Here is a 25,880-nt window from a genome sequence, read left to right as displayed (position 1 = left end):
TGAAAATTGGTTTCATTATTTTAAGGGGAATTGGGATCGCACAAGGTCAAGTTTTTTGAGGATTTGCTGAGAATGGGGATCGGCTAAGGTTTAGCAGCACGTAATCTTACTTAACCCATTCGTAAAGTTTGGATAAAGCCTCGGTAAGTTTGGGCATAATGAGGTTGCTGAACTCGATGCATAGTCCATCAATCCTATTGAACTCGTGACCTCTGAACCCTTTCTGTTTATTGATGATCAGCCCATTTCCACCGGGCAAATTCTCAACTACCTTCAGGCGACCCGCAAGCTCGATGCCTTCATCGGTGATATTGTGCGACAGTTTGTGATTGAGCGAGAGTTGCAAGCCCAGGAAAATGCTGGTGTGAATCCGGCAGTTGTGGAACAGGCCGTGGTTGATTTTCGCCTGAATAACCAGCTCACTGATCCGAATCAGTTTCAGCAATGGCTGGCCGAAAACGGACTCACCTACGAGGCGTTCCACAATCAAATTGCCGGCAGCTTTCGGCTGAAAAAGCTCAAAGAAGACGTGACGGCGGCCAAGTTACCGGAATACTTTATCGAGCGCAAGGTGTTTCTCGACCGGGTCGTGCTGTCGCGGATCATTGTGGACGACAAAGAGTTAGCCGAAGAGCTAAAAACCCAGCTTCAAGAAGGCGCAGCGTTTGAGCAGCTTGCCAGAGAGTACTCCTTAACCGACGATCGGATCATGAATGGCATGGTGGGTCCCGGGTGGGTATCGTTAAGCTGAATTGCCACCTTATCCGGGAAGGCATTGAAGTTGTCATGCTTGCGCAAGTACAGCCGGATGATATCCTGCAACGAACAAGACACAAAGAAATACTGCTGCTGCAGGCGCAGCTCTTTGCCCTGAGGCGTGTGGTCGTTGGGGTAGAGCACCTTCGAGATGTTCTCTGAGAAGGTTTTGGCTGCTACCGCCTGGGTATAATCGCCCGCATTGAACACGTGAAAGTCGAAATCTTCGCCCGCTCTGGCCGACCAGAGGCGCAGGGTGTTGACCGTATTGTTGCCATAGCCAGGGACAGGCGTATCGTAGGGGGTGCCGAGTACGGTGATGCGAGGCGACCAACGGCTGCGGGTCTTGCCTTCTTGATCGATATAAACTTCGGTATGGCCGCCAAATTTGACCTCGACCATATAGTCGGGACGGGCAATTTCCCAGGGATTGCCGAAGCGCAGCCAGTTGTCAGGATGTTCGACCTGCCAACCATCGCAGATCAACTGGTCAAAGATGCCGAATTCGTAGCGGATACCGTAGCCAATAGCAGGAATTTCCAGCGTGGCCAATGAATCGAGGAAGCAGGCGGCGAGCCGACCCAAGCCTCCGTTGCCGAGACCCGGTTCTTCTTCGCGGTCAATCAAATCATCGAGGTTAAGGCCCGATTCTTTCAAGGCTTGCTGAATTTGATCGTACAGCCCTAGGTTGATCAGGTTATTAAGCAGTAGGCGACCGATGAGAAACTCAGCCGAGAGGTAATAGACGATTTTGGCATCTTTCTCGTAGTACGTCTGGGCTGTTTTAATCCGACGATGCACTAGACGATCCCGCACTGTGTACGCCAGTGCCATGTAGTAGTCGTACAGGGTGGCAAAGGTTTCGTCTTTACCTTGGATGTAGTATAAATTGTCGGCAAGTGCCCGCTTGAGTGTAGAGACCGTCGTACCTGTGCGGTCGTCTTCTACATGCACATGAGCACAAATATCTGTTGGGTGACTGGTCATAAGCTGAAGTTGAGCGATGGTTCACCTAAACTAATGCACACTACAACCTTGAATGACAAGGATTCGTGTTTAAGATTACATCAAGCAAAGGCTTAAGCAATTCTTAGTAATTGTTTAGTAATGGTTTGGTGGTTGTTTGATAGCTGTTCGGCAATTGTCTCGTCATTGTTCCCAAGATTGAACTCACGATGCCTTATAATTGCTGGCTACAGCATAAAGACAACATTAAGAGCCTATCCAAAAACCCCTGCGGGGCTTTGAAATTCAGAAACTCTGACGAGTTGCGGATCATCGGGATCATCCGCGCCAAGGCTCGGCGGATCGACGAGGTGACCACCGGCGGGCGGTACATCGAGCCGGTCTACGGTCGGCCCCGCCGCGTGCAGGGCACGGTCGTCGCCATCGAGCCCGACGCGGTGGTGGTGAACGCCGGGATGCCCATCCACTGCACCCCCACCGACCCGCGCCAGAGGCCGGGTGATTTCAAGCCCGGCCAGTTCGTGAGTTTCGACGTGCTCGAGGGCGCGACGTTCGAACAACGATCGATCTAAACGAATTCTGTGTCGACAATTCGCGCTCAAGATCCGAAGCCAAAGCAACGCTGAGTGGCTGTATCGTCCAACCTCACACCAGCGGCATTGTCGGTCCATCCGGGACGAGGCTATCTAGGGCCTTGACCGGCCATCTTCATCTCCTTGTCGATCGCCTTGATTGAAGCTTGGTATTCCTCTTCCGTGATTTGGTTCGTTGCACGCAATCGGTCCATCATCGCGCGCCGCTCTTCAAGTGTGAGCGGCTGCGTAGAGGTTTGGCGTGGAGCCTCTCCTGGCTTCAGGGGTGTTAGTGTCACGGTAATCGACTCGGGCACCAGTCGCCACATGGCTCCTGTACCGGCATCGACAGCGCCGCCGATGATTCCACCAAACAGTATGTTGCCCCAGAACATCCCTCGAAGCACACGGGTGATCTGCACCTGTTCGATCTGGTATCCATCAGCAGAGAAGGTGAGCGCGTAGTCGTACGAGTTGTCGAGCGTGATGGTCGTCGGCGCGGTGACGTTCATGACACCCATCTTGCCGCCAGTCACCTGGACGCGAGCTCCGGGCGGATCGGAACTCACGGGGATCTTCGTTGTGGAGCCGTGGACGATGGAAGCGCAGCCCACACCACTGGATGCCATGAGCACGCACAAGCAAACCATTAGCCATAGACGCATCATTTCCTCCTTTGGCCGATAAGCGTACCGATGCAACGAGATCCTCGCAAGTGCCGCATCGAAGTGGCTCGGCTCAAAGGCGAAACAGAAAGAGATTTCCGCAGATCAATCGGCCGATCTCACTCGCGCAAAGGCTTGTCCACCGAGCATTTAGTCTTTACAGCTGAGATCGTTACAAAAATGACGGACCGCGTCACTCGATCCGCGGGTCCACCCAGCGGTAGAGCACGTCCACCGCGAGGTTGAACAGGATCAGCATCGTCGAGAAGATCAGCACCACGCCGATGATCAGGAACAGGTCCTTGTTCTGCACGGCGTTGACGAAGTGCTGCCCCATGCCGGGCACCGTGAAGACGCGCTCGACTTGCGGAACAGGAGGCGATTCCCCTGCGGCAGGTCGAAGGCAAACTGACCATTGACGCTAGACCGCTCCATCTGAGCCAGCAAAATTTGTTCAGCACGTTTACATTGCAGCGCATAGCCCACTTCCACACAAACTTTGGGGCTAGGAATGGGTTGGGGTGGTTCGCTGTCCAATTGCAGAATTGGCGTCCCGTCGGCAATAAACAGCAGGCTTTTGCGGATTTTCTGCATCAAGGTACTTTTGAGGCGAACCGCTCCTTCCGTGGGACGATGGGATTCTTCTAACGTTAACAACAGCCGCGATCGCTTGTTGAGTTTTTCAATTATCGTCTGCAATTCTTCGCGCAGTAATTCACTCGATTCTGCGTATTCAGTTTGATAACAAAGAAAGATCGTTGGCTCTAAATGGGCCATCACATCTTGTTTGGTAAAGTAGATTTCATGACTGATTAAATCGATATTAGAAATAGCGTAACCGCCGCTGCCTTCGATGTAGAACTCAACGGTTTCTCCTTCTAAATAGCGTTGAAACCAAACCGATTGTTTGACATCTTCACTGTCTTCTAAAAAATCGGCTCGCAAAGCCGACTTCAACAGACTATTTTTACTGAGGCGCAAATCGTGGGGGCGCTTTTCTAATTCTCGAATTGGTTCATATTCCTGGAGATACCAGGCTTTCAAAGCAATAATTGCCATGATGCACTTTTACCTGTCTCTTTACCTTACCATAGGCTTTAAAGCAGTAACAGCACCCCTTGCGTGAAACGCTGAGTGATTTCCTCATCTCTCCTGATTCTATCTAGAGTTGGGCTAATTCAATCATGAAAAAATAATATTGATTTAGCGCTCAAACTCTCTGTTAACTACTAAGAGGAAATATCAATGTTTCGCAGAAGTGCTGTTACGGTTAGACGAGACAGATGCAAATTAAACAGCTTTTTAACCTCTACTTTGTTGAACGTGATCTTGGCTGTCAAATTTGCCAACGAAGCTTTATTGCTTCACTTTTTACTATATCGTCTTTCTGCCCAGAATCAGTTTGACGATACCAAAGTTTACTTTAAGATCAATTCCGCAATCTTTGATACAAGTAGGTTGATTATTTAGTTGGATCAGCTTTCATTACTTAAAACTCAAAACACTGCTATGCAGAAGCAAGCTACAAAACTGAGAACTGGTACTACTCTGAGTTGGCTCCGAGTTTGGTAAAGTTGAGGGTGCCAGCTACCGTAATGATTCGCAACCTGTGCCAAGGGTTTATCTAGAGCAAATTTGTCGGCGCTTCAATGCCACCACCGGTACATAATCGTTTTCTCCAGCTCAGACAGGCGCTCAAATTGCTGATCCAGCAAACGCCGGATACCACTAAATACAATGGCCTCTGCCTGAAGAAAGGCATGGATTTTGCTGCCAAATAAATTCTGAATGGAAGCTGCCACAATCTTCAATGCCAACGGATTGTGATTGTACACGGTACAGAGCTGGCGTTTTTCTGCCTCGGTTCCGGACAGTCCTTTCGACTCAATCAATGCCAAAGCAGTGTCCTGAGAACCGTTCAAGGATAATGACCGAACCTGGGTGCTCTCCATCATTGCGACTTCAGCAGGCTTCTCCCGACTAGTGAGAATCACGCAGCTCTGATGCACTGACTCGCCAATCAGACGAAATAAATCGCCATAAGCCTCATAGTTTGGCTGGTACTGTCCTGCCCTGCCTGCTTGCAGAATCGTTTCTACATTATCCAAAATCACCAAACAGCGATGTGTCCGCAACCAGTGCAGCAGTCGATGAGGCTCGGCTCTGGAGTCCTGCTGCTGGGATAGAAAGGGGAGTACATCGCTCAACAGGTTTTCCAGCGGTGGGGCATTTCGCAGGCTTCGCCAGATTACCAATTCAAATGCATCTTGTACTTGGTTCGCAACTTTAGCAGCCAGAGAACTTTTGCCGATTCCACCCATTCCCAGCAGCGTGATTAACCGGCATTGGTCCTGGACAACCCATTCTGTCAGGATTTCTAATTCTGAAGTGCATCCATAAAAAACGGAGACATCGATTGCTTCACCCCAATCGGGTGGGGAAAATACCTGCTGCTGGTTTTCTTCTACGCGATTGGGCACGGCTTGATTGCGTCGCCACTGCCGTTCCAAAACGGCTTGAAGGGTTGTTTTGCTCACTGTTTCACCCAAAGCCTGAGACAGGAGCTTCCAGAGTTTGGGACCAATATCTAACTTGAGATAGTTAACCGAATAGTAAGTTGCATCAGCAATTTGTTCATAGGTTTGTCGTTGCCAGGAACCCTGTAACACAGCAACCTCAACCGGTGTCAGTCGTCTTCCTGTTTCCAGAAAGATGGCCTCATCTGCAATATGAAGCGCACTCTCAAATTTCATCAACCTGGACTCCCTGACGAACTCAAAAACCCTACCTGTATTTTGCCTGTATTTTGCCTGTATTTTGCCTGAACTTTCCTTATCGACATAGATGAGTTCAGCCGCACATACTGAAACTACATGAAACAACTGCCTGTTGAGGTCAGTTGACGATGCATCCTCAGCGCACAGTTTCATTGAAGTTGGAAAACGCAAAATGAGCCATCTGCCCATCGGATTAAACGCCCCACAGGTGAAGAACTGGCGGGGATGCTAGATGTCTACGATCAGCTAGGGCCAAAACTAACGGCGATTCAGGCCAATTACCCAGCGGTTGTGATGGGCATTCCCTATGATGGACGCTCACGGACCGCGCCCCTATCTCCTCTAACGGCTTTGATCCTAACGGCAGTGGGCTGTCCGGTGGTGATGCATGGCGGGCGACGCATGCCCACCAAAGAAGGTGTGCCGCTGGTAGAGATCTGGCAGGAGTTGGGCGTAGACTGGACGGTGCTGTCGCTCGATCAGGTACAGCAGGTATTTGCCCAGACGCTGCTGGGCCTCGTTTATCTGCCCACTCACTTTCCCCTAGCCGAAGCGCTCGTCCCCTATCGGGAACAAATTGGTAAGCGCCCACCCTTTGCAACTGTGGAGCTGTTCTGGTGCCCCTATGCTGGAGAAGCCCTGCTTGTGTCTGGCTTCGTCCACCCGCCCACCGAAGAAATGGCGCGAGCTGCCTTTGCCCTGCGAGGTACCCAGCGATTTATGACAGTGAAAGGACTGGAAGGAAGCTGTGACCTACCCCGCGACCGTACCTGCATTGTCGGCCTCAGTCAACCCGACGCAGAACCAAACTTTGAGCGGTTGTTGCTCCATCCCCGCGATTATGGTTTTGCCGGGTTAGAAGTGCCGCTGTTGCCTACTCCGGAACTAGTGGCCGCGATGCAAACCGTCCTACAAGGCCAGCCCGGTGACTTGACGGATGCCGCGATCTGGAACGGTGGCTTTTACCTCTGGCAGTGTGGTTATTGCGCCGATTTAGAATCTGGGTTTGGGGCAGCCAAAGCAATTCTTAGCAGTGGTAAAGCGGCTGAAAAGCTAGCTGAGATCGTGGATACTGTGCGGAACGCCAGCCGGGAACCGGTGGAACTATAAAACCCAAAACCCTGCGCCGCCCACGCAGGGTTTTGAATCTGGTTTTTAATTATGCCGAGGTACTTAAAACATTTCTGGTTGATAATGTACCAGCAACAGCCCGGAAATTGGTTGAAGTCACTCATCAACCAATGATGTGGGGAATCTCTGAAGTTAAACCGATGCAAGAATTGGTGATATTGGCGCTGCAATCCAGGAATATTCTAATGCGAATGGGTTTTCAGTTGTTCGAGATATAGTTGAGCATGGTGTTGGCAGGCAGTTTCATACCGAGCCTCAAGTTCCTCACTATGGTAAACGGGGCAGCGGATTAAAGTTGCGCCCAGGAATGGTTTTTACACTTCCCTAAGTTTGAAGACGCAATGCCTTTTGTGTAGATCAGGCACTCACTGGTTGATGAAGCTGAGTTATGAGCTTGAGTGGGAGCTAAGAAGCTGATTGGAGATTAGCGAGCGCATCTCACTTCGCAGGGACAGGAGATGCCACATACAGCAGAATCACATAACCTAATCACCAAACTCACTGTTTGCTTCCATAACTTCATGAACAGATGTTAAAGCGAATAGGATTGGCTTCCATAGGACTATAGAGGTGAATTCACGCAAATTGGTCTTTTCCTCAAAAAGTTTTAATTTTTAGAGATGAATTCTACTGACCCCTGCCATCTCCTCCTAACCGGAGGTTAATCTAGGTTAGGGTCAACCAAAGCAACGGGGCATGCTATGAGAGAAAGGCTGTATGAAGTTTTCCTCGCGTTTTCAAATGTTTATAGCGGCTGGATTCTCTGGAATCTGTTTCTTGCGGTTATCCCATTGACGCTGAGCTTCTGGCTGTTCCGCCGATCAAAAATTTCTCGCACCTTTATTTGGTGGCTTGTCTGGGTCGTCTTTTTAGCGTTTTTGCCCAACGCTCCCTATCTCCTGACCGATATTATTCACCTGATTCGCGGTACACGGGCTGGAATCTCGATGTGGGTGGTCGGCTTAATCCTGATTCCCATGCATATCACGGCAATTTTAGGCGGCTTTGAAGCCTATGTCGTGTCTTTGATTAACCAGGGCTATTATCTCCGCAAGCAGGGGGCCAGCCGAACGGTCGTGTGGGCGGTAGAAATCCTCATGCATCTGCTCTGTGCGATTGGTGTTTATATCGGACGCTTCCGTCGCTTCAATAGCTGGGATCTCGTCACCGAACCAGGCAACGTTTTGATTACAACCCTGGATGATCTGACCAGCAAGCAGCCAGTGGCGGTGATGGCAATTACCTTTGTGATTCTGACCGTGTTTTATTGGATCATGAAGCAAGTGACGCTGGGGTTGTACCTCCGCTATCGATATTTACGCATGGGCAAAGAAGTGTTGGAGTAATGCAGATTTGGCTAAGGACAGGGCAAATTTGCGCCAATCCTTGCGCCGAGGTCAGCTGATCGAGTGGCAAGACAAGCGCGGTTTTGGCTTTATCAGACCGGATGACGGCAGCCGCCGAGTGTTTCTGCATATTTGTGATTTGAAAGAGTCCACCCGTCGGCCTCAGGTTGGGGATGTGATTTACTACCAGCTCGGACAGGATCGGGATGGCAAACAGCGGGCCTGTCATGCCTTTATTGAAGGAGCCAGGGTCAAGCCTTGGTTGCGAGTTTCGGAGTTGGAAAGCCGTTTATCGCAATCGCGCTTGGGAAGTGCGATAGCGCAGCACGAAATTCAGTATCTGTAACCGCCATAATCTTTAAGTGAATATTACCGACCAATGTTTACATAGCAAAACCCGACTGATTGATATTCCCGCACCGATGCCCGATAATTCGACTTTTGATGAACACCTTCGAACCATTTCTGGAAGGATCTGCAGAGCTGATCAACCGTGAGCTGGAATGGTTGATCCCCGAATCCGGTCGCGGCCCTAAAGAACTTAGGCAGGCAATCCGTTGGAGTCTTTTTGCCGGCGGTAAACGTTTTCGTCCGGCCATTCTGTTTGCGGTCGGGAAACATTTTGATATAGCGGCCGAACGTCTCGTGCGAACGGCCTCGGCCATCGAGATGCTCCATACCTACTCGTTGATACACGACGACCTCCCCTCGATGGATAACGATGATCTGCGTCGCGGCAGAGAAACCTGCCATAAAAGATTTGGAGAAGCCACGGCGATCCTTGCCGGCGACGCACTTCAGGCATTGGCATTCCAGACGATCGCGGAGGATGATTCTCTTGATGACGCCACGCGCTCAAAACTGGTCTCGGGTTTGGGTAAGGCCGCGGCTTCGATGGTTGTAGGGCAGAAGTTAGATCTATTGTTTGAAGGACAAAAGATCAGCGTTGAACAGCTCGAGGAAGTACACAGCAACAAGACCGGAGCACTTATCGAGTTTAGTGCTGCCGCCGCAGCGGTGATCGGAGAGGTTCGTGATAGTTCTTTTTCGATCATCTCCGAATATGGAAAAAGGATCGGGCTTCTGTATCAAATAATCGACGACCTTCTCGACGTAACCGGTTCGACCGAAATTCTTGGCAAGACTGCCGGAAAGGATGTCGCTGCTGAAAAGGCGACATATCCGGCCGCGATCGGCATTGAAGAAACACGCAACCTCGCAGAAAAAGTAAAGCATGAAGCGATCGACATTATTGATGCTCTCGGCGACAACACTGAGCTTTTGATTGATCTAGTTGAATACCTGACTCTTAGGTCAAACTGATCTCGGATTTTCTTCAATCTCCTCATATCTGCCCTGCGATACCGATTTTTTTCTTGACGTCATAGAAAAATGCGTATAAGATTCGCCTAGTTTCGTCCACGCAATAACCTAAATGTTTATAGCGACACCTCTGCCTGAGGTGCCCTCGCGGGTGTGGATATTATGAAACGCAAAGCATTCGGCTCACTTCTGTTTCTTTCATTCCTAATTTCAGCAGTTCACGGTCAATCAGGTGGACAGTTCGCAATAACCAAGTCTGTGATCGCTGGCGGCGGCTAACTTTCATGCCCTAAGCTTAGAAAAAGGGCAGGGACTTGTCAACACAACACTTGTAGCTTGTGATTCGCAGTGCATCACTGACTATCACTCTCATCTTTTTGCTTGAGTCGATCGATTACTGCAATACACTTACAGGTAACCCAGCAGCCTAACGACCCGCTTCACCCGCCGCTAATAACCTTTCGTTCTCAACCAACCATCTTTCAACGGTCGGGTTGACGTGCAAGCTGCAATTCTTCTTCTGAAGGTAGTTCGTCGTAATAAATGCTCATATCACAATCCGAATATTCATCGCACAGCCCCTCAGCGACTGAGCCTGCAACCATTGCAGCCTTGGTTTTCGGATTGGCAATATAGGCTTTGACATTGCGTTTTGCCAATTCCAACAGGTATTGATTTCTATTTCTATCTGTCATAGATTTTTGCGTCTTGGATAGAGGGATACATCCATGATGCAGCACTGAGTTTTTCCAGCTAACAATTTATTGTACAGAGTAATTCTGTAGATCTGCCTATCTATACAGAATAGACACATTCCTTGCTGTAGATTCACCCCAAAGAGCGGGATCGACAGCAAGGCGGCTGTGTATTCACCTCAATCAGGGTGGATCTACAGCAAAGATCCGTATATCTGCCCTGGCAACCTCAGTAGAACACTCATAATATTGAGTATATTTTTATACAGAATTACTCTACATTCGATGTTAGAATCTCGCCCTCGAAAGCTTCTCGACCAAGTGCGTGATGCGATTCGAGTCAAGCATTACTCTTACCGTACGGAGAAGACTTACCTTTACTGGATTCGCCGCTTTATCCTGTTTCACAATAAACGGCATCCTAGTGAGATGGGAACACCGGAAGTGACACAGTTTCTCACCCATCTCGCTGTAACCGAACACGTTGCATCCACCACTCAGAACCAGGCGCTCAACGCGATCGTCTTTCTTTACCGGTTTGTCTTGCAGCAGGAATTAGTTGGAGTTGATGCAGTGCGGGCAAAGCCGTCACGCTCCTTGCCCACCGTTTTGACCCCAGAGGAAGTGCAGCGTATCATTGCTCATCTGTATGGTGTCTATAAACTGGTGGTGCAATTGCTCTACGGCAGTGGGTTGCGCCTGAGTGAAGGGTTGCAGTTACGGGTGAAGGATATTGATTTTGCTCAGCACCAGTTGGTCATTCGCGATACCAAAGGCAAGGAAAGTCGGGTGACGATGTTACCCAATCGGTTAATCGAACCTTTGCAGGGGCACTTGCAGTTTGTAAGAAGACTGCATCAGCAAGACCTTGATCGGGGTCCGCTAGTTATCCCTCTTTTGTAACGCTATTCATTCGCACTATTCATTCGCAATTGTAATCTGCTATATCTCGATTGCATATACCGTCTCAGGAGTGATTTAGGACATGGATTATCGTTTGAAACGCCGGACTTTTTTAGGCGCAAGCTTTGGCGCAGGACTGACAATCGCGGGATTGAACTCTTGCGCTAATCAATCGACTGAAGGCGGATCAGCCCAATCTGGAGCGGACGGCAAGCTAGTTGCAGCAACCTACCAAGGCACATGGGAAGATGCCCATCGCAAAATCTTGGTGCCTGCTTTCAAGAAAGCAACGGGGTCGGATGTAACCCTAGTGCCCATGTTTGCCGTTGACCAAGTCGCCCGGTTGCAGGCCGCAGGTGCCACGAATCCACCCTTCGATGTGGCAATTCTCGATCCGGGACCCTTAATCACGGCGCCCAAGGATGAGATTTTACAACCCTTCCCAACCCAAGCAAGTAAGCACTACAACGATGTGCTGCCGCGCTACCAAAAGTCAGGAGGCGGGGATTGGGGACCGATTATTGGCCTCCAGTTTGTTGGCATCGCCTATAATCCCAAAAAGATTACCACCCCTCCTACCTCTTGGGCCGACCTCTGGAAGCCAGAATACAAAGGGCGCGTCGGCATTACCAACATGAGCAGCACGCTAGGCACCGGCTGGATGGTGGAAATTGCCAAAATGCATGGTGGCAGTGAGACGGATCTAGAGCCAGCCTTCAAGGCTGTGAAAGAACTGTTGCCCAACGTGGCGGCAATTGCACCCAACCTCGGTGCGCTTGGCACTCTATTCCAGCAGGGCGAGATCGATATTGCCCCGCATAACCTCAGCAGCATTGCGCTGCTGCAAAGCAAAGGTGTGGATGTGGATTGGGTGATCCCCAAGGAAGGCAGTTATGCGTTCGGTGCCTCGATGCATGTGGTGAAGAATCCGGTTTCCAGCGCTGAGCTGGCAACGGCCTATATCGATGCAGCCCTCAGTACGGAGGTGCAAACGGCAATGGCATCTGAGCCCTACTTCATTGCACCCGTGAATAAAAATGCGCCCTTAACGGGAATTCTGGCCGAAAAAATTGCGAAAACCTTTGATGACTATGAGAAATACATCTACCAGGATTGGGAAACAATCAGTAAGCAGCGTTCGGAGTGGATTGAGCGATTCAATAAAGAGGTAACGGTTTAGTAACTTGTGTAATTACTATCGACTGAATAGGCAACTTCTATGTCTGATCGTGAAAACATCCGCTTCACCCGTCGATCGCTGCTGGGAGCAAGTTCTCAAGCCAAAACTCATTGTGTTAGATGAACCCGTCTCCAATCTTGACATGACCATTCAAGCTCAAATTCTGGATTTGCTGCTCGATCTAAAGCAACAATTTCACCTGTCTTACCTGTTTATCACCCATGATCTGGCTGCCGTTGCATATCTTGCCGATCGCTTTGTCATCATGCACAACGGAGCAATCGTTGAATCGATCGATTCCCTGGATTTAAGCAAACTCCAGCATCCTTATTCACGACAGTTAATCGCTGCTCAGTTACCGGCCCATCCCCGCGATCGCTCTCCGAGCGGCGTGTAGCGCCATCGCTCTCCGAGCGGCGTGTAGCGCCATCGCAAATCGTTCATTTACTCGGCAAAACCATGACAAACAATCTGCTCAAAATCAACTGGCATCACTGGCTGGAGCGTTGGGACGCGCAGCAAAGCGGATATCTCCCCTATCGAGAAGAACGGTTTCAAGTCATGCTCGATACGATCGCTTACCTGTTACCTGCATCGTTCACTGCCATTGATCTGGCTTGTGGCCCCGGTGCAATCAGTCAACGTTTACTCAATCGATTCCCGCAAGCCACCTGTATTGCCATTGATTACGATCCCGTTTTGCTGGCGATCGGTCAGGGCGTGTTAGGGTCAATGGGCGATCGACTGCGTTGGATCGAAGCAGATTTAACGCAGGATGCATGGTTAGAACCAATGGGTGAAACTCAGGTTGATGCCATTTTAACGACCACTGCACTGCACTGGCTGCGAATTGATCAATTAGTGCATCTTTATCAGAAACTCGGTCAAATTCTGCGTCCGGGTGGCGTGTTTCTCAACGGCGATCATCTTTACTTTCCGCCGCATCTAACTACGTTTCAACGGATAGCCAAAGCAGTGCAGACGCAGCAGGAAGAGCAGGCATTTGTCGCGAGAAATCAGGAAGATTGGCAGCAGTGGTGGCAGGCGATCGAGCAAGAAGTAGAACTCCAAGATTTGCTCACCGAACGACATCGGCGCTTTCAACCTCGATTTACCGAGCATGAACCAACGCTGGTGATTCATGAGGCAGCCCTACAAGAGGCAGGCTTTCGAGAAGTCAGTACAATCTGGCAGCGATTTGACGATCGGATTTTATTAGCAGTGCGTTAGTTAACTCACCGCTAATAGACATTGCAGCACCTCTTTGCACATTCAAGGGGCTGCGAGCGAATCAGTGCTGTAGCTGCCAGTAGCCGTTCGAGCAGTGGATTTGGCTCGAACTAAAGTATTCAGTTCCATCGATGGCAATCAACAGGGTGCCCGCAACCGAGCGCCGGTCCTCGACTAACTTGAACATAGCATCTTGCCGTTCCTGAGTGGCGTCGCAGATGGTGTTGAAGCTCTGAAAATGCTGGTTCAGCCGGTCTGGGCCGTATTTTTTCATCAGCGTATGCTCAAACAGCTTGCCGATTTGCTCGGTTTCGCCCTTCAGCATTGTGGTTTGGTTCGCGATGCCAACATGTTCCAAGTCGCGGTCCGGATCGAAGCCAGCCGAGCAAGCGTTGCTGAACTTGGCCATAAACTCATTGCGGTCGCCGCCATTCAGAATGTAGTCGCACACATATTGGGCCTGCTCCAGGTTCAGCACAATCAGATAGGTGCCGGCAAATGAGCTAGTGGCAATGGTTTCCTCGTGGTTGTATTTGCCGTGGATGATGGAGGTAAAGCTGACTTTCTTGTGCTTTTCCACCGTGTTCCACACCTTCGAGACCCAGGGGCAGGTGGTATCCACGATTGTGCAGTTTTTGTCATTCAGGAGCTGCATTTCTTGGACGCTGGCTCCAAAGGCGGGCAGAATCACCACATCGCCCCGTTCAACGCCAGAAAAATCCTTTTGGTTGCCCTGCACCGGAATAAACTCCACCTGCATTTCTCGCAGGCGCTGGTTTACCGACGGATTGTGAATAATTTCGTTCGTGATCCAGATCCGCTCGGTCGGAAAATGCTGCCGCGTTTCGTAGGCCATCGCCACTGCTCGCTCCACGCCCCAGCAAAATCCAAAGGCTTCCGCTAACCGAATCGTGACATCGCCGCGCCGCAGTCGGTATTGATTGTCGCGAATTTCCTGGATCAGAGAACTCTGATACTCGGACTGCATCAGGTTAGACACTTCGGCCTCATGGCCAAATCCCTTGCGGTGATAGTTGTCCGAGTTGTTGAGCGAGCGCTTAAAAGCTTTAGTATCCATGCGTTGATCGGGAGATTGATCGTGGAATTGATCGGGAGAGTAATCTGGCGTTTCACCTGTTTTCAGGGTATCAGAAGACGGCAAAGGGATTGACGCAACTTGCTCCTTGCAGCTCACGGCTTTACTATCCCTACGCCAGAGGAAACTCAATAGCAGTCGGATTGCCCACTGGATAAATTTTGATTGGGATTACCAGCCGTCCGATTCTAGCTGCAACAACTCTGGAACCGTAACAAAGCGATAGCCCTGGGCTTTGAGGCTGCGAATAATTGTGGGTAGCGCTGCCACGGTTTTAGAACGGTCGCCGCCGCCGTCGTGGAGCAGGACAATGCCTCCCGGCTGCACATCTGCCAGCACATTTTCGATATAGTCCTGGGCACTGTTTCATTCTAGCCCTCAATTGGTCCCAAGCGACAAACTCGGTGCCACCTCTACCCTCCTAGCTGGCTTCGATACCTTAGAAATGGACCGCTACAGCACGCTGCATTTTCAACTTCAGGAAATTTGGGAGCAAGTGATCCAGCTCGAAGAGAGGCTAGAAGATGTCGGTCTGTTTGCTGGTCAATCCAACCAAACTCTCACCGAACAACGGCAAAAGCTGACCCAACTGCAAAACGAACTGATGTGGGCACGCATGCTGCCCTTGGGTAATGTGTTGAGCCGCTTTCCGCGAGTTTTGCGTGACCTCTCTGCCAAATACAACAAATCCGTTAGCCTCAAACTCAGCGGTACCAGCGTGTTGGTAGACAAAATGGTGCTAGAAAAACTCTATGCCCCATTGTTGCACTTACTGCGGAACGCCTTTGATCACGGAATTGAAACGCCGGAGATACGGCAGCAGCGAGGTAAACCGGAACAGGGCAGCATTGAAATTCGTGCCTATCATCGTGGGAACCAAACGCTAATTGAGATCGTGGATGATGGTCAAGGCATTGATCTACAGCGGATTGGTAAACGAGCGGTTGAACTAAGCTGGTTATCTGGCGAAGCGTTGGAAACCACAAAGCCGACTCAATTGCTTGACTTCATTTTTGAACCGGGCTTTTCTACCGCAAGTCAGGTGAGTGAATTATCAGGGCGGGGAGTTGGTTTGGATGTGGTGCGCTCCCAGGTGCGGGCATTGAAAGGTAGCCTGTCGGTCAATTCCAGACCCGGTCAAGGGACTACCTTCACACTGCGCATTCCTCTCACCCTAACAATCGCCAAGCTATTAACCTGTCTGGTGAATGCCACACCAATTGCCGTTCCTGCTGACAGCATCGAAGAAATTTTAGTGCCTAAAGCAGAACAGCTCAAACAAACGGGGGCACAGCGGTTTCTACACTGGCGGAACCAATTGGTGCCGATGTATCGATTGGCTGATTTGCTCCACTATGCCTGCCCACTGCCGGAAAATTCTATCCGGGCCGCGCTGTCTGGCTCACCCGCTCCAAAGGAATGGGCGATGCCTATCTTGGTCATTCAGCGAGCACAACATAGCTTTGCACTAGAGGTGGATCGACTGATTACCGAACAGGAGTTGGTGATTAAACCGTTCGGAGCCGCCATTGCTCCTCCAGCCTACACCTATGGTTGCACCATCTTGAGCGATGGTAGTCTAGTTCCCGTGATCGATGCCGCGACCTTAGTGGATCGGATGCTAGATCCCAATTCAGAGACCTCAGCCACTTACGCTGCTCTCACATAGGCTTGAGCCGCCTCGTTGAGATGTTCACAAGCATGATAGAAATCTAAGATGCCCAGGGCAATGGGGGCAAAGCAGCGTTCAAACAAGCCCCACAATCCGCTGGCGCCATCACTGATCCAGGCCACTTGGGGTGCCGTTTCAATCCCTTGTTGGTGTGCCTCAATTTGTAAGCGGTCTTGCAGATCGTAAATCGCGCCTCGCACGGCAACCAGGCGGCGCTGCATCAGTTGTGTCACAGATTCGCCTGAGCGTTTCAGCCGACTGCCTAAGCGGGCGAGGAGGGCAACTTTAACTTCCTGGTAACCAATCTTGCCTTTGGCACGGTTGGGGGGTGGCACGGTGACCCCATCAGCTCCGATGAGCAAGGCAAGCGCTGCGATTTGGACATTCATCGGCTCTAACAGCGGTTTATTGCCTTGATTCCACTGTTGCAATTGGCGTTGCTCCTGCGTCATTGCCTCGTGCCCATAACGCTGCACCCACTGCCATAAGATGGCATCGCTAATCTTGACCCCACTTAGTTGCTTCAGCAAGCTCACTGCTAGTTCAAACGGTACGAATACCACTAGCAGACAGCCCAGTCGCATCAGTCCCACCGATGTTTGCTGATAGGGGCCGATCCCCAGGGTTTCGTCGAACGGCACTACCTGGCTGCCGCTACATCGGTTGGGGCACCGCCCGACTCGCCGTCGCCACTCCACCCAGCCCACTAACGTCAACATCCGACGACTGACATAGCCTTTACTGTGCAACGTCGCACCACACTTTGGGCAATGCCCCCATGCCCTGACTTGCTGTGCCCGTTGGTCCAGTTCCGCTTCGACTAACCCATGCGCCAGCCATAATCCGATTTGCCATGCCGCTAACACCAATCCAGCCAAGGTGCGATTGTGATGCAGATTTTCTTGCATTTGCTGCCATTCCAAATTCGTTGGACTGACGATCTCTTGCAGCGTTACCATAGAAGTACATTTTGTTTGATTGGGGCATCTCCACTGGGGTTTGCCCTTTTTTATCTGTTGCTTCTATTCTCGCTCTTTTCTCCCTAAGTCCTCCCCCAACCAATAGATGCGCCCGTCACTCAAGGAGCAAGCAAGGCCTGAGCCACGAGGTACGGCTAAAAAGTACCCCATTACTGAAATATTTTTTGCACCATTCAAATCAGCGTCACCGTGCCATCCACAATGCCCACAACTGAACGTCTTGCCACTCCGGTAAGATTCACCTCGAACAGAGTGAATATGCAGGCACTTATGACAAGTCTGAGAAGTATAGGCTGGACCTACCAGAATCAGCCTTGTATCGGGCGAAGCAAGCGCGGCTCGTAGGCGATTGATGTTGGCGACCTCATTTTCGCCCTGAAACATGTCGCCCACTGCTGTGTCTTCTGTGTCATGCCATTCTTCAAGGAAGCCAGCTATGCGTTGGTGACGTTGCGGCCTGTCGAGAAGTGCTACTGCCTGCCAACTATCGCCGGGGGCTCGTGCAATACGCAGCCATCCGAGGAACCTTCCCAGTTCGATCTCCGGGTCCGCGTCGGCGAACTCGGGGCGACGCTTGCCAAGTTCGAGGAATATCTCCTCGACCTCCTGAAAGGCCGGGATAAGCTGTTCATCATACTTGCGGCGTAGCCCCTGAATGAACGAGCGACGAGCAGATATTCTGTCGCTCCCAACCTTGGCGCTCGGCGGGGTGGCGGCTCCGACGAACTTTTCGAGGTGGGCCTGAAATGCTGCCTCCTCTTTCGCGTTTCCGATTGCTTTGAAGGCTTGCTCGTATTGCGAGCATATCTCTGGCGTCATCGTGTCAGCATAGTCCCAAAATAAGTTGAACATGGCTGGCAAGTCGTCGAAGGCCGGATCGCGCTCCTTTCGCAGGACAACGGAGACTTCGCGGTTCGTCATCAATCCGCTGTCTGTCAGGTTCGCGGACCCCACCAACGCGATGTCGTCGATGATGTAGAGCTTCGCGTGGAAGCTCCGGCTCGTGTAGTAGCGAAGAGTCACATTGGGATCGGCAAGGGCTTGGCGGATGACTTGTGGCGGAGTGATCGAGCACAGCCGCACAAGAAGCCGGACATTGCAGCCCCTTTCAGTCAGGAGGCTGACCGGCTTGAACGTCGAAACAAATGGACTGGCGAGATAGGCTTGATTTGCGCCCGGCGCATTGAGCGCAAAGAAGTCCATCGTGAAGCCCGATGCTGGCGAGTTTCCATACGCATCCCGGATTTTCGCCACAGCAGGCTCCCTTTCAATATACGGAAGTAAAGCGGACCAGCCTCCCGCGCATAACCATTGCCATTCAGAGGGCTGGCCGCCAAGTTCGGTCATGGAGCGAACCTCAATGACTTCCGCATCTCCGATACCATTGGACGATCTTTCGGCCTTGCTCGAACGGGCAAGAGAGATCGCAACAGCTTACTATCGGCTGACTGGCAAACCGCTTGGGATTACCGGTGAGATTGGCGAGTATGAGGCTGCGCGGATTATGGGGCTCACCCTCGTGGATGCGCGGATGCCCGGCTATGACGCACTCGGCGCAGATGGGCGGCGTATCCAGATCAAGGCGAGGATGTTCGCACCAGATCGCACCCTTGGCACAGTTGCCGCAGAAGATGCAAACGCCAAAATCGATGCTGTAGTGGTTCAGCTTTTTCTTCTTGGTTTCTTTGTTGAATTCCCAATCCACAACGGGCAGGTTAATTGGACAAACCCGCACGCAGACTTCACAGGAAATGCACTTGTCAAATTCAAAGTGAATCCGGCCCCGAAACCGCTCGGAGGGAATCAACTTTTCATAGGGATACTGAACGGTAACCGGGCGACGGTGCATGTGGTCGAAGGTAACGGACAACCCTTGACCGATGTATTTCGCAGCTTGAACCGCCTCTTTGGTATAGTCACCAACTTGCTTCAGGAATTTGAGCATAAGGTTCTCTCAGGTCGATCGGCTCTAGGACAAGAAAATTAAGACTTATGAGACTAGCCGCCAAAGGCAACGGGAAATGCCAGCTTTAGCCCAGCGGTCAGCAGTAGATTTACCAGCGACACCGGCAGCAAGAACTTCCACCCTAAATCTAACAATTGATCAATCCGAACGCGGGGCACCGTCCAGCGCAGCAGAATGGCCAGGAACAGCAGCAGGTAAGCCTTGAACAGCGTCATCACAATGCCCAATGTGCCCGTAATTACCTGAAGCCAGGGGGTAGATTCACTCACTCCAATCCAGTTAGCGATCATACTCACCGGAATTGGAAACTCCCAGCCGCCCAGATACAGCACCGCTACTAACAGCGCCGAGAGCACCAAGTTGGCATAGGAACCGGCATAGAACAGCATGAACTTGACCGCGCTGTATTCGGTCTGGTAGCCCGCTACTAGCTCTTCTTCCGCTTCAGGTAAATCGAAGGGCAACCGTTCACACTCGGCCAAGGCCGCGATCCAGAAAATCACAAACCCAACGGGCTGCCGCCAGACGTTCCAGCTCAAAATGCCATAGTCTGCCTGCTGATTGACAATATCAATCGTGCTGAGGGAATTGGACATCATCACGACGGCCAAAATCGACAGCGCCAACGGAATCTCGTAGCTAATCGACTGAGCCGCTGCCCGCAAACCGCCCAAGAGTGAATATTTATTATTCGAGGAGTAGCCCGCCATCAACAAACCGATCGGCGCAATGCTAGAGAGGGAGACCCAGAGAAAAATCCCGATGTTGAGATTGGTGATCACCAGGTTTTGCCCAAACGGCACGATCAAAAACGACAAAAAGACGGGGATGAACACCAACAGTGGCGCGACGGCAAACAGCAACGGGTCAGTCTTTGCCGGGTACATATTTTCCTTGAATAGGAGCTTAAGCACGTCCGCCACCGGAACCAACATGCCAAATGGCCCCATTAAGCTGCAAGGCATTGATCCGGCGTTGGCCAAGGGCGGCGCTAGCTTTCTCTGGCAGGCGCATGAAGCGACCGCGACGGTCAATCCTGAGCAGGCGGCGGTGTTGGTGGATGTGCCGGATGACGCTACCGGGCGAGCGGGCAAACTGTTGCGCAATCAAGGCTATGTCGAAAAGATTCCGGTGGTCAGCCGTTATTGGTTTGGCCCGGATGGGATTTTGACGATTGAGACCGAGTATGAGCAGCATCAAGGGCAGGAACGCTGCTGGTTTATGACCGACGATTTTCGGGTGCGGGTCAGCACGGTGCGCATGTTGAACGGCATCTATTTGATGACCTACTGTTCGGAACAACGCTATGTTTCAGACGCTGACTTAGCGGCGATGATTGAGCATAATCGGGCCCGGGCGGCAAACTGGATCAACGACCGCCAAGAATCATGAAACAATAGAACCTGGAGCATCGAGTGAACTCAGCCCGTCAGCTGAGGGGGCTGCCCCCAGGCTGGCTACTGCTCTGGTTGAATTTGATTGAACCACGATAGATACACGATCGATGAGTAACTCGCACCTGGTGGAATCGTCTGGGTTGGATCCGGCGGCCAATGATGCCTTGATCGAGGCCGTGAATCACCAAATTACCGTGGGCACCCTGGACCCGAGTGAGCCGTTGCTGCGGCGATTGGTCGAGGGGTTGGGAGATCCGCGCGGCCTGATGCGCTTACGGTTTGCCGAAACCCTCGGCGAGATTGGCGAAGTGGCGACGCCGGTGCTGGTGGCAGCCTTAGCAGACCATCCGAATGTAGTGGTGCGGCGGGCGGCGGCCAAAACGCTGACCTTGATTGCCGATCCTACAGCGGTGCCGGCTTTGCTGCAGGCGTTTCTGCACGATGAGGATACGGTGGTACGCAGTTCCTCGGCTGGGGCACTGGCCCGCACCGGAGAAGCGGCGGTTCCCGCGCTGTTGACCATTTTGGCTGATCCGGATCAGCCGGAAGATATTAAGGGGCATGCAGCTTGGGCCTTGGCCTTTATTGGCTCAGAAGCCTCAGACTATCTCTATCGCGCCCTCGATGATGCCTCGCTGGATGTGCGCTGTGCCGTGATTGGGGCACTCGGCCATGTGGCGCAGGAACAGCCCGAGGCCCAGGCGTGTCAACTGCTGGTGGCGGCCCTCAGCGATCCAGAACCGCTGATTCGCACCGAAGCCGCAGCCGCCCTGGGGCAAGTCCATTATCCGGCCGCGGTGCCGCCGTTGCTAGCGGCGATTCACGATCCAGCGTTAGATGTGCGCAAAGCGGCAATATCGTCAGCGTCTCTACGTTCTCGCTCGCCTCGGCCGCGATGCCGTCGCGCGCGAAGGGGAAATCGCACGGCGTCAGGATGCAGCTCTGCGCGTACTGGATATCCATGTTGCCGACGTTGGGCAGGTTGCCGACATTGCCGCTGAGGACGACGAAGCACTGGTTCTCGATCGCGCGCGCCTGGCTGCAATAGCGCACGCGCAGGTAGCCCTGCCGGCTGTCGGTGCAGAATGGCACGAAGATTATCCGCGCGCCCTCGTCGGCGAGACGCCGCGCGAGTTCGGGGAATTCGCTGTCATAGCAGATCAGCACCCCGATCGGGCCGCAGTCGGTCTGGATCACGTCGATGCTGTCGCCGCCGCGGATGTTCCACCAGTACCGTTCGTTCGGGGTCGGGTGGATCTTCTCCTGCCCGTGGACCGAACCATCGCGCAAGCAGACGTAGGCGACGTTATGGATGTCGCCATCCTCGAGCCGGGTCGGGTGTGATCCCGCAACGATGTTGATGTTGAACCGCATCGCCATGTCGGAAATGTCGGCCTTGATGCGCGGGGTGTATTCGGACAGCCGCTCGATCGCCTCGACCGGCGAGAGTTCCTTCTCCTCGAAGCTCAGCAGCATCAGCGTGAACAGTTCGGGAAAGACGATGAAGTCCGCCTCGTAATCGCTTGCGACATCGACGAAATATTCGATCGCGCGGAGGAACTCCGCATAGTCAGCGACTGCGCGCGCCTGCAATTGGCAGGTGGCAACGCGGACCGATTCCACTCCGCGCGGCAGGCGCTTCTTCACCGGCTGGTCGCGCTCGACATAAGGATTGCGCCAGACCATCAGCACGGCGTTGGCCTCGGACTTCTTGTCCTCGGGCAGATAGCCCCGCATCACCCGGTCGGGCTCGAACCCGTTGGCGAGCTGGAACCGCAGTACGGGATCGTGGATCTTGCCCGCGATCACCTGCTCGAGATAATCCTCCGGCCCGCCGACCTTGCGCTTGTGGCGCTTGAAGTTCGGCATCCGTCCGGCGAACACGATCCCGGTCAGGTCGCGTTCCTCGGCCAGCGCGCGGCGTTCCTCGTAGAGCCTGCGCCCGATGCGCACGCCGCGCACCTTGGGATCGACGCACATCTCGTAGCCATAGAGCCAGTCGCCGGTCGGATCGTGGCGGCTGCCGAAGCCGTTGCCGGTGATCTCGTCCCAAGTGTGATCCTCGAACGCCAGGGTCTGGCCGATCTGCATCGTGGCGCAGTAGCCGACGACCTTCTCGTCGAGCAGCGCCACGAAGCAACCGGCGGGGAAGTTGTTGAGTAGAGGCTGAAGCTACCTAAACCAACCACAATCGCTAAAAGATAGGTAAGCATGATCGTCCTGGACTAAGGGGCACTATTTCTTATTTTGCTTAAGTTTCTACCAGACAAGGATTTTTAACTTTATGAAATCTCCTCGGGCGGACTTAAAGATTCTACAAGGTTGTTTGAGTTTGTGATATGTTGTGATTCACAACACCTGAAGTGGCGATTGACGAGATTCGTTAACAATTAGTCCGGAGAGGAGGTTACCTCAGATGGATCCAAAGTTATGCCAACCCTTCAGCCAAATGATGAAGTAGGTTCTAACGTTCAACCTAACAGTTCGACCTAACAGTTCAACCTAACAGTTCAACAGTGAGTTCTCAACAGACATCCTGGCGCTTTAGAGGCGCTACGCGATGAAGGAGAGATGGTGAAATGGGATTTATTACGGCTTTGATGATTATGCTAGGGTCTGCCTTTCTCTATGAGAAGGTGCAAACGAGGTCTGTGGAGGTGGCAGTTGGCTGCATGGCAGTTGCCTTAGTGAGTTTGGTCGTTGCGATCGTGGTAGCACCCTGGCAGATTCAACTCCTGATGTTGCTTGGTATTTTGCTCTCTTCGGCCTGGATTAGAGTTGACCTGTTTTCTTAAATGGTTTTCTGAGGCTACTGTTTTACTGGGCTGTTTTACTGGGCTGTTTTACTGGGCTGGCTTCGCGCTATCTACGACTGCCGATCGCCGAACCGCGCCTTAAGTAATTATACTCAGGCTAAAGCAGATTGTGAAGATAAGCAGGATAACCCCATGATTCGGTAAACCTGTAGGGTAGATCTCTGAGTTGCCAATAGCAAGTGAATCATTGTCGCGGTTTGGGCTTCGAGCGGCGACCGCTTTAGTCAAATTTCACACAAGTGACATATTTCTCAGAAAACCGGTAAATTTACTGTCAAGCTTCCTGATGCCGTGCTAAGCCTCTGTGAATATACACATATCGTATCGACAAGAAGCGTCTAGCGATGAGTGATTTGTGTGTTCTCACGGCAAGCCTGTTGATGCAAGGCAAAGTCCCCGGCTGGAAACCAGCAACACCGCCCCAGCAGTTCTGGGATGCCTTGTTGAATCGCCGATCAACCGTAGATCAGCTTTGTAGTTCTAACACTGCTTCAACCACCGTTACACCAGTTGCCGCCGCCCATCGACCCGAGTTTAGCCAAGGAGCGAAATCAGTTGCCATCCAGACGCCCAGTCAACCCGCCTCGGGCAGCCAGCTTTATGCCCAGCGACTGGCCGCACTACGGTCTGGACAATTGTACACTCGTTGAGTTCGGCATACTTACGGCCTAAAAACCGCTTGATGCCATAGAAAGTATTTTGCGGATTTAGAACCGATTGCCGCCGCGCCATCTGTCCTACCAATCGCTCACCGTCCTTGGTAAAGGCTACGACAGAGGGGGTTGTCCGCATTCCCTCAGCGTTAGCAATGACAATGGGTTTGCCGCCTTCCATCACAGCAACGACCGAATTGGTTGTTCCTAAGTCAATGCCAACTACTTTTCCCATTCGCTGCGGCTCTCCTCGCTGATTGCTGACTAACTGCTACCTAATTGCTACCTAACTACTGCCTAATGCGATCTAAACTGGCTGCCTAAACTGTAATACGGCAAAGTGGCTGCCTTCATTGTATCTTGCTACCCATAATGGATAGGGTGGGGTTTTCCGTCAAGCCAGAGAACCGTCAAGTGCAGGGGTGATGTCTTAACTTTGGGATTGATTTCTTTCCAACTCAAGGATTTCGGAGATTCCTCACTTTTGGGGTTTTAGCAGCGGCAGCAGCGACAGTAAAGCCAAGCAGACCAGTGCGGCCATTAATTGGGTCAATCCCTCGCCACGAAAGGCTTTTAGGCCAGACTCACCCAACCAGGTATAGGCCGCCGTACCGGGAATAATGCCCAAAAATGTACCCAGCGCGTAGGGCCGCAGGTGAATCGGGGTTAACCCAAACAAGAAGTTGACCAGGTTAAAAGGCGAGATCGGAGCCACGCGAATCGCTAAAACACAGTGGAACTGATGGCAGCTTACCATCTGATTCAGCTTTTGCATGATTTTGTGTTGACTGAATCGCCGCTCGATCCGGTTTCGCAGCAGCAAGCGAGCCAGATAAAACGCTGCAATCGCCCCCAGGGTTGCGCCAATGGTTGACAGAATTGTGCCCCAAACTAACCCAAACACGGCTCCGCCACTCACAACCAGCCAGGTTCCCGGTAAGCCAACGGCAGTTGCCACCACATGGGCAATCAGAAACAGCACCATCGCTTTTCGACCTGCCATGTGGAGATAGTTGATTAAAGCAGGTTGATCAACCAACAACTGACAGGGCAAATAATGGCACAGAACGGCTGCCGCCAAGCCAACCAGCAGCAAGAGGAGATGAGTGGGCATTCGTTGCCAGCGGCCTATCATCAGCGATTGTCCTTCGATGGTCGCTTTGATTGAACTCTGCCTGGCTGAAATTTTGCTGAATCTGACCTGAGAAGCGATTAAAGAATTCTGAGCGTGACCGGGTGTGACTGAGTGTGACTGAGGTTGATGATCCTACTGGTTCTGACAAAGCGAGGGGTTTCTGAAATACGTAGGCACCACGATGTGTTCGCCGGTAATATCGGGGGCGTCTACCGCAACCTGTTGCGCTTTTTCTTGCAGCGATTTTGATTCATCAATTCGATCACCAGGGTTGATCGTGAGCTGATTTCCTTTCTTTTCTAGCTCTTTCTTTTGCTCTGCTTTTTGGCGAGGATCAACTTCCTCAGGCGACATCGGCTGTTTAGTAACTCGCTGGTCTTGATCCATTGAATTCGTGGTCATAACACACCTTCAAAATCGTTTGTTTTATGTGCTCTATTGAAATCTTAGGAAATCAAGTTTTTATCAACCTCTGTCAACTGAGGGAATTGATGAGTTTCAGTTAGTAACTAAAGGATTAGATGAGTTTAGATAACCATAGGAACACATGATTAATAATTGACTGAAGAGATTGATCCATGTTGATTTTCATTAAACTGTGATTACCTTGTTATTCGTCAA

General features: G+C 51.8%; 28 protein-coding genes and 5 pseudogenes. 17 read left to right on the top strand and 16 right to left on the bottom strand.

Features of this window, described 5'->3' with window-relative positions; translation table 11 throughout:
• The first annotated feature begins 205 nt into the window (after positions 1–205).
• The gene (locus JVX88_RS32540; RefSeq protein WP_211622599.1) at positions 206–751 is read left to right on the top strand and encodes a hypothetical protein; all 546 of its coding nucleotides are present in this window, start codon (positions 206–208) and stop codon (positions 749–751) included.
• Here JVX88_RS32540 and JVX88_RS32535 read toward each other — a convergent pair.
• On the bottom strand, positions 649–1,743 hold the full coding sequence (locus tag JVX88_RS32535; RefSeq protein ID WP_317134524.1) for a glycogen/starch/alpha-glucan phosphorylase: 1,095 nt from the start codon (positions 1,741–1,743) through the stop codon (positions 649–651). The two genes, JVX88_RS32540 and JVX88_RS32535, sit on opposite strands and share 103 nt — an antisense overlap.
• 257 nt (positions 1,744–2,000) lie before the next feature.
• Here JVX88_RS32535 and JVX88_RS32530 point away from each other — a divergent pair, with 257 nt between their 5' ends.
• A complete protein-coding gene (locus tag JVX88_RS32530) occupies positions 2,001–2,294 on the top strand; it encodes a hypothetical protein (protein ID WP_211622598.1) in 294 nt (97 codons plus the stop codon).
• A 110-nt stretch (positions 2,295–2,404) separates the two neighbouring features.
• Here JVX88_RS32530 and JVX88_RS32525 read toward each other — a convergent pair whose 3' ends face one another.
• On the bottom strand, positions 2,405–2,806 hold the full coding sequence (locus JVX88_RS32525) for a hypothetical protein (protein ID WP_211622596.1): 402 nt from the start codon (positions 2,804–2,806) through the stop codon (positions 2,405–2,407).
• On the opposite strand from JVX88_RS32525, the gene JVX88_RS32520 reads away from it, so the two are divergent.
• On the top strand, positions 2,805–2,981 hold the full coding sequence (locus JVX88_RS32520) for a hypothetical protein (protein WP_211622594.1): 177 nt from the start codon (positions 2,805–2,807) through the stop codon (positions 2,979–2,981). The genes JVX88_RS32525 and JVX88_RS32520 overlap by 2 nt on opposite strands.
• Positions 2,982–3,152: 171 nt before the next feature.
• Here JVX88_RS32520 and JVX88_RS32515 read toward each other — a convergent pair whose 3' ends face one another.
• From JVX88_RS32515 to JVX88_RS32505, 3 genes are all read right to left on the bottom strand, one after another.
• Entirely contained in the window at positions 3,153–3,272 is a 120-nt protein-coding gene (locus JVX88_RS32515; protein ID WP_263975353.1) for a hypothetical protein, read from the bottom strand.
• A complete protein-coding gene (locus tag JVX88_RS32510) occupies positions 3,248–4,018 on the bottom strand; it encodes a hypothetical protein (protein WP_225931253.1) in 771 nt (256 codons plus the stop codon). Before JVX88_RS32510 ends, JVX88_RS32515 begins: the two co-directional genes overlap by 25 nt.
• Before the next feature lie 587 nt (positions 4,019–4,605).
• Positions 4,606–5,712, bottom strand: a complete 1,107-nt coding sequence (locus JVX88_RS32505; protein WP_211622590.1) for an NB-ARC domain-containing protein — start codon at positions 5,710–5,712, stop codon at positions 4,606–4,608.
• Between the two features lie 216 nt (positions 5,713–5,928).
• Here JVX88_RS32505 and JVX88_RS32500 point away from each other — a divergent pair, with 216 nt between their 5' ends.
• From JVX88_RS32500 to JVX88_RS32480, 5 genes are all read left to right on the top strand, one after another.
• Complete coding sequence (locus tag JVX88_RS32500; protein WP_263975665.1) at positions 5,929–6,846, top strand: anthranilate phosphoribosyltransferase family protein; 918 nt, start codon at positions 5,929–5,931, stop codon at positions 6,844–6,846.
• 169 nt (positions 6,847–7,015) lie between these two features.
• Complete coding sequence (locus JVX88_RS43505) at positions 7,016–7,195, top strand: M24 family metallopeptidase (protein ID WP_317134680.1); 180 nt, start codon at positions 7,016–7,018, stop codon at positions 7,193–7,195.
• 373 nt (positions 7,196–7,568) lie between these two features.
• Positions 7,569–8,213: a DUF1361 domain-containing protein gene (locus tag JVX88_RS32490; protein WP_211622586.1), complete on the top strand. Its 645-nt coding sequence runs from the start codon at positions 7,569–7,571 to the stop codon at positions 8,211–8,213.
• A gap of 7 nt (positions 8,214–8,220) precedes the next feature.
• Positions 8,221–8,559 (top strand): cold-shock protein, encoded by a 339-nt coding sequence (locus tag JVX88_RS32485; RefSeq protein ID WP_211622584.1) that lies wholly within the window; start codon positions 8,221–8,223, stop codon positions 8,557–8,559.
• A gap of 98 nt (positions 8,560–8,657) precedes the next feature.
• Positions 8,658–9,536 (top strand): polyprenyl synthetase family protein, encoded by an 879-nt coding sequence (locus tag JVX88_RS32480; RefSeq protein WP_211622582.1) that lies wholly within the window; start codon positions 8,658–8,660, stop codon positions 9,534–9,536.
• Between the two features lie 482 nt (positions 9,537–10,018).
• Here JVX88_RS32480 and JVX88_RS32475 read toward each other — a convergent pair whose 3' ends face one another.
• Complete coding sequence (locus JVX88_RS32475) at positions 10,019–10,231, bottom strand: hypothetical protein (RefSeq protein ID WP_211622580.1); 213 nt, start codon at positions 10,229–10,231, stop codon at positions 10,019–10,021.
• Between the two features lie 285 nt (positions 10,232–10,516).
• On the opposite strand from JVX88_RS32475, the gene JVX88_RS32470 reads away from it, so the two are divergent.
• From JVX88_RS32470 to JVX88_RS32455, 4 genes are all read left to right on the top strand, one after another.
• Positions 10,517–11,134 carry a phage integrase N-terminal SAM-like domain-containing protein gene (locus JVX88_RS32470; protein ID WP_211622578.1) on the top strand — a complete coding sequence of 206 codons (618 nt, stop codon included), beginning with the start codon at positions 10,517–10,519 and terminating at the stop codon, positions 11,132–11,134.
• Between the two features lie 82 nt (positions 11,135–11,216).
• On the top strand, positions 11,217–12,314 hold the full coding sequence (locus JVX88_RS32465) for an ABC transporter substrate-binding protein (RefSeq protein WP_211622576.1): 1,098 nt from the start codon (positions 11,217–11,219) through the stop codon (positions 12,312–12,314).
• Positions 12,315–12,363: 49 nt separating this feature from the next.
• Complete coding sequence (locus JVX88_RS32460; protein WP_211622574.1) at positions 12,364–12,711, top strand: hypothetical protein; 348 nt, start codon at positions 12,364–12,366, stop codon at positions 12,709–12,711.
• 62 nt (positions 12,712–12,773) lie between these two features.
• Entirely contained in the window at positions 12,774–13,544 is a 771-nt protein-coding gene (locus tag JVX88_RS32455) for a class I SAM-dependent methyltransferase (RefSeq protein ID WP_211622572.1), read from the top strand.
• A 61-nt stretch (positions 13,545–13,605) separates the two neighbouring features.
• On the opposite strand, the gene JVX88_RS32450 is transcribed toward JVX88_RS32455, so the two are convergent.
• A complete protein-coding gene (locus tag JVX88_RS32450; RefSeq protein WP_317134523.1) occupies positions 13,606–14,706 on the bottom strand; it encodes a 4-hydroxy-3-methylbut-2-enyl diphosphate reductase in 1,101 nt (366 codons plus the stop codon).
• Positions 14,707–14,811: 105 nt separating this feature from the next.
• Positions 14,812–14,979, bottom strand: a complete 168-nt coding sequence (locus JVX88_RS32445; RefSeq protein ID WP_211622570.1) for a hypothetical protein — start codon at positions 14,977–14,979, stop codon at positions 14,812–14,814.
• 43 nt (positions 14,980–15,022) lie between these two features.
• Here JVX88_RS32445 and JVX88_RS42585 point away from each other — a divergent pair, with 43 nt between their 5' ends.
• Entirely contained in the window at positions 15,023–16,309 is a 1,287-nt protein-coding gene (locus JVX88_RS42585; RefSeq protein WP_315875310.1) for a chemotaxis protein CheA, read from the top strand.
• Here the strand turns inward: JVX88_RS42585 and JVX88_RS32435 are convergent.
• Together JVX88_RS32435 and JVX88_RS32430 are read right to left on the bottom strand one after the other, a co-directional pair.
• Positions 16,291–17,271 (bottom strand): hypothetical protein, encoded by a 981-nt coding sequence (locus JVX88_RS32435; protein WP_211622567.1) that lies wholly within the window; start codon positions 17,269–17,271, stop codon positions 16,291–16,293. The genes JVX88_RS42585 and JVX88_RS32435 overlap by 19 nt on opposite strands.
• 63 nt (positions 17,272–17,334) lie before the next feature.
• Positions 17,335–18,639, bottom strand: coding sequence for a zinc ribbon domain-containing protein (locus JVX88_RS32430; protein WP_211622565.1), 1,305 nt, complete (start codon positions 18,637–18,639; stop codon positions 17,335–17,337).
• On the opposite strand from JVX88_RS32430, the pseudogene JVX88_RS44630 reads away from it, so the two are divergent.
• Positions 18,638–18,871, top strand: a pseudogene (locus tag JVX88_RS44630) (DUF6998 domain-containing protein); the annotation flags it as partial. The gene JVX88_RS32430 and the pseudogene JVX88_RS44630 sit on opposite strands and share 2 nt — an antisense overlap.
• Before the next feature lie 30 nt (positions 18,872–18,901).
• Here JVX88_RS44630 and nuoI read toward each other — a convergent pair.
• Positions 18,902–19,237, bottom strand: a pseudogene (nuoI, locus tag JVX88_RS32425) (NADH-quinone oxidoreductase subunit NuoI); the annotation flags it as partial.
• A gap of 53 nt (positions 19,238–19,290) precedes the next feature.
• Positions 19,291–20,205 (bottom strand): annotated as a pseudogene (gene nuoH, locus JVX88_RS32420) (NADH-quinone oxidoreductase subunit NuoH); the annotation flags it as partial.
• Between nuoH and JVX88_RS32415 the strand changes: the two are divergent.
• Together JVX88_RS32415 and JVX88_RS39730 are read left to right on the top strand one after the other, a co-directional pair.
• Positions 20,087–20,650 carry a phycobiliprotein lyase gene (locus tag JVX88_RS32415; RefSeq protein ID WP_211622563.1) on the top strand — a complete coding sequence of 188 codons (564 nt, stop codon included), beginning with the start codon at positions 20,087–20,089 and terminating at the stop codon, positions 20,648–20,650. The pseudogene nuoH and the gene JVX88_RS32415 overlap by 119 nt on opposite strands.
• A 112-nt stretch (positions 20,651–20,762) precedes the next feature.
• Positions 20,763–21,656: a HEAT repeat domain-containing protein gene (locus tag JVX88_RS39730; RefSeq protein ID WP_225931252.1), complete on the top strand. Its 894-nt coding sequence runs from the start codon at positions 20,763–20,765 to the stop codon at positions 21,654–21,656.
• Between the two features lie 25 nt (positions 21,657–21,681).
• Here the strand turns inward: JVX88_RS39730 and JVX88_RS32410 are convergent.
• Positions 21,682–22,794 (bottom strand): annotated as a pseudogene (locus JVX88_RS32410) (GNAT family N-acetyltransferase); the annotation flags it as partial.
• A 440-nt stretch (positions 22,795–23,234) separates the two neighbouring features.
• On the opposite strand from JVX88_RS32410, the gene JVX88_RS32405 reads away from it, so the two are divergent.
• On the top strand, positions 23,235–23,450 hold the full coding sequence (locus JVX88_RS32405) for a hypothetical protein (RefSeq protein WP_211622559.1): 216 nt from the start codon (positions 23,235–23,237) through the stop codon (positions 23,448–23,450).
• A 603-nt stretch (positions 23,451–24,053) separates the two neighbouring features.
• Here JVX88_RS32405 and JVX88_RS32400 read toward each other — a convergent pair.
• The 3 genes and pseudogenes from JVX88_RS32400 to JVX88_RS32390 all read right to left on the bottom strand — a co-directional run.
• Positions 24,054–24,359, bottom strand: a pseudogene (locus JVX88_RS32400) (Hsp70 family protein); the annotation flags it as partial.
• A 243-nt stretch (positions 24,360–24,602) separates the two neighbouring features.
• Positions 24,603–25,238 carry a TVP38/TMEM64 family protein gene (locus tag JVX88_RS32395; RefSeq protein ID WP_225931251.1) on the bottom strand — a complete coding sequence of 212 codons (636 nt, stop codon included), beginning with the start codon at positions 25,236–25,238 and terminating at the stop codon, positions 24,603–24,605.
• Between the two features lie 153 nt (positions 25,239–25,391).
• Positions 25,392–25,661 (bottom strand): hypothetical protein, encoded by a 270-nt coding sequence (locus JVX88_RS32390; RefSeq protein ID WP_263975351.1) that lies wholly within the window; start codon positions 25,659–25,661, stop codon positions 25,392–25,394.
• Positions 25,662–25,880 lie beyond the last annotated feature (219 nt).

This window comes from Leptolyngbya sp. 7M, from assembly GCF_018128485.1.
The sequence above is the reverse complement of the archived record's forward strand: the minus strand, read 5'-3'. Positions and strand labels throughout refer to the sequence as shown.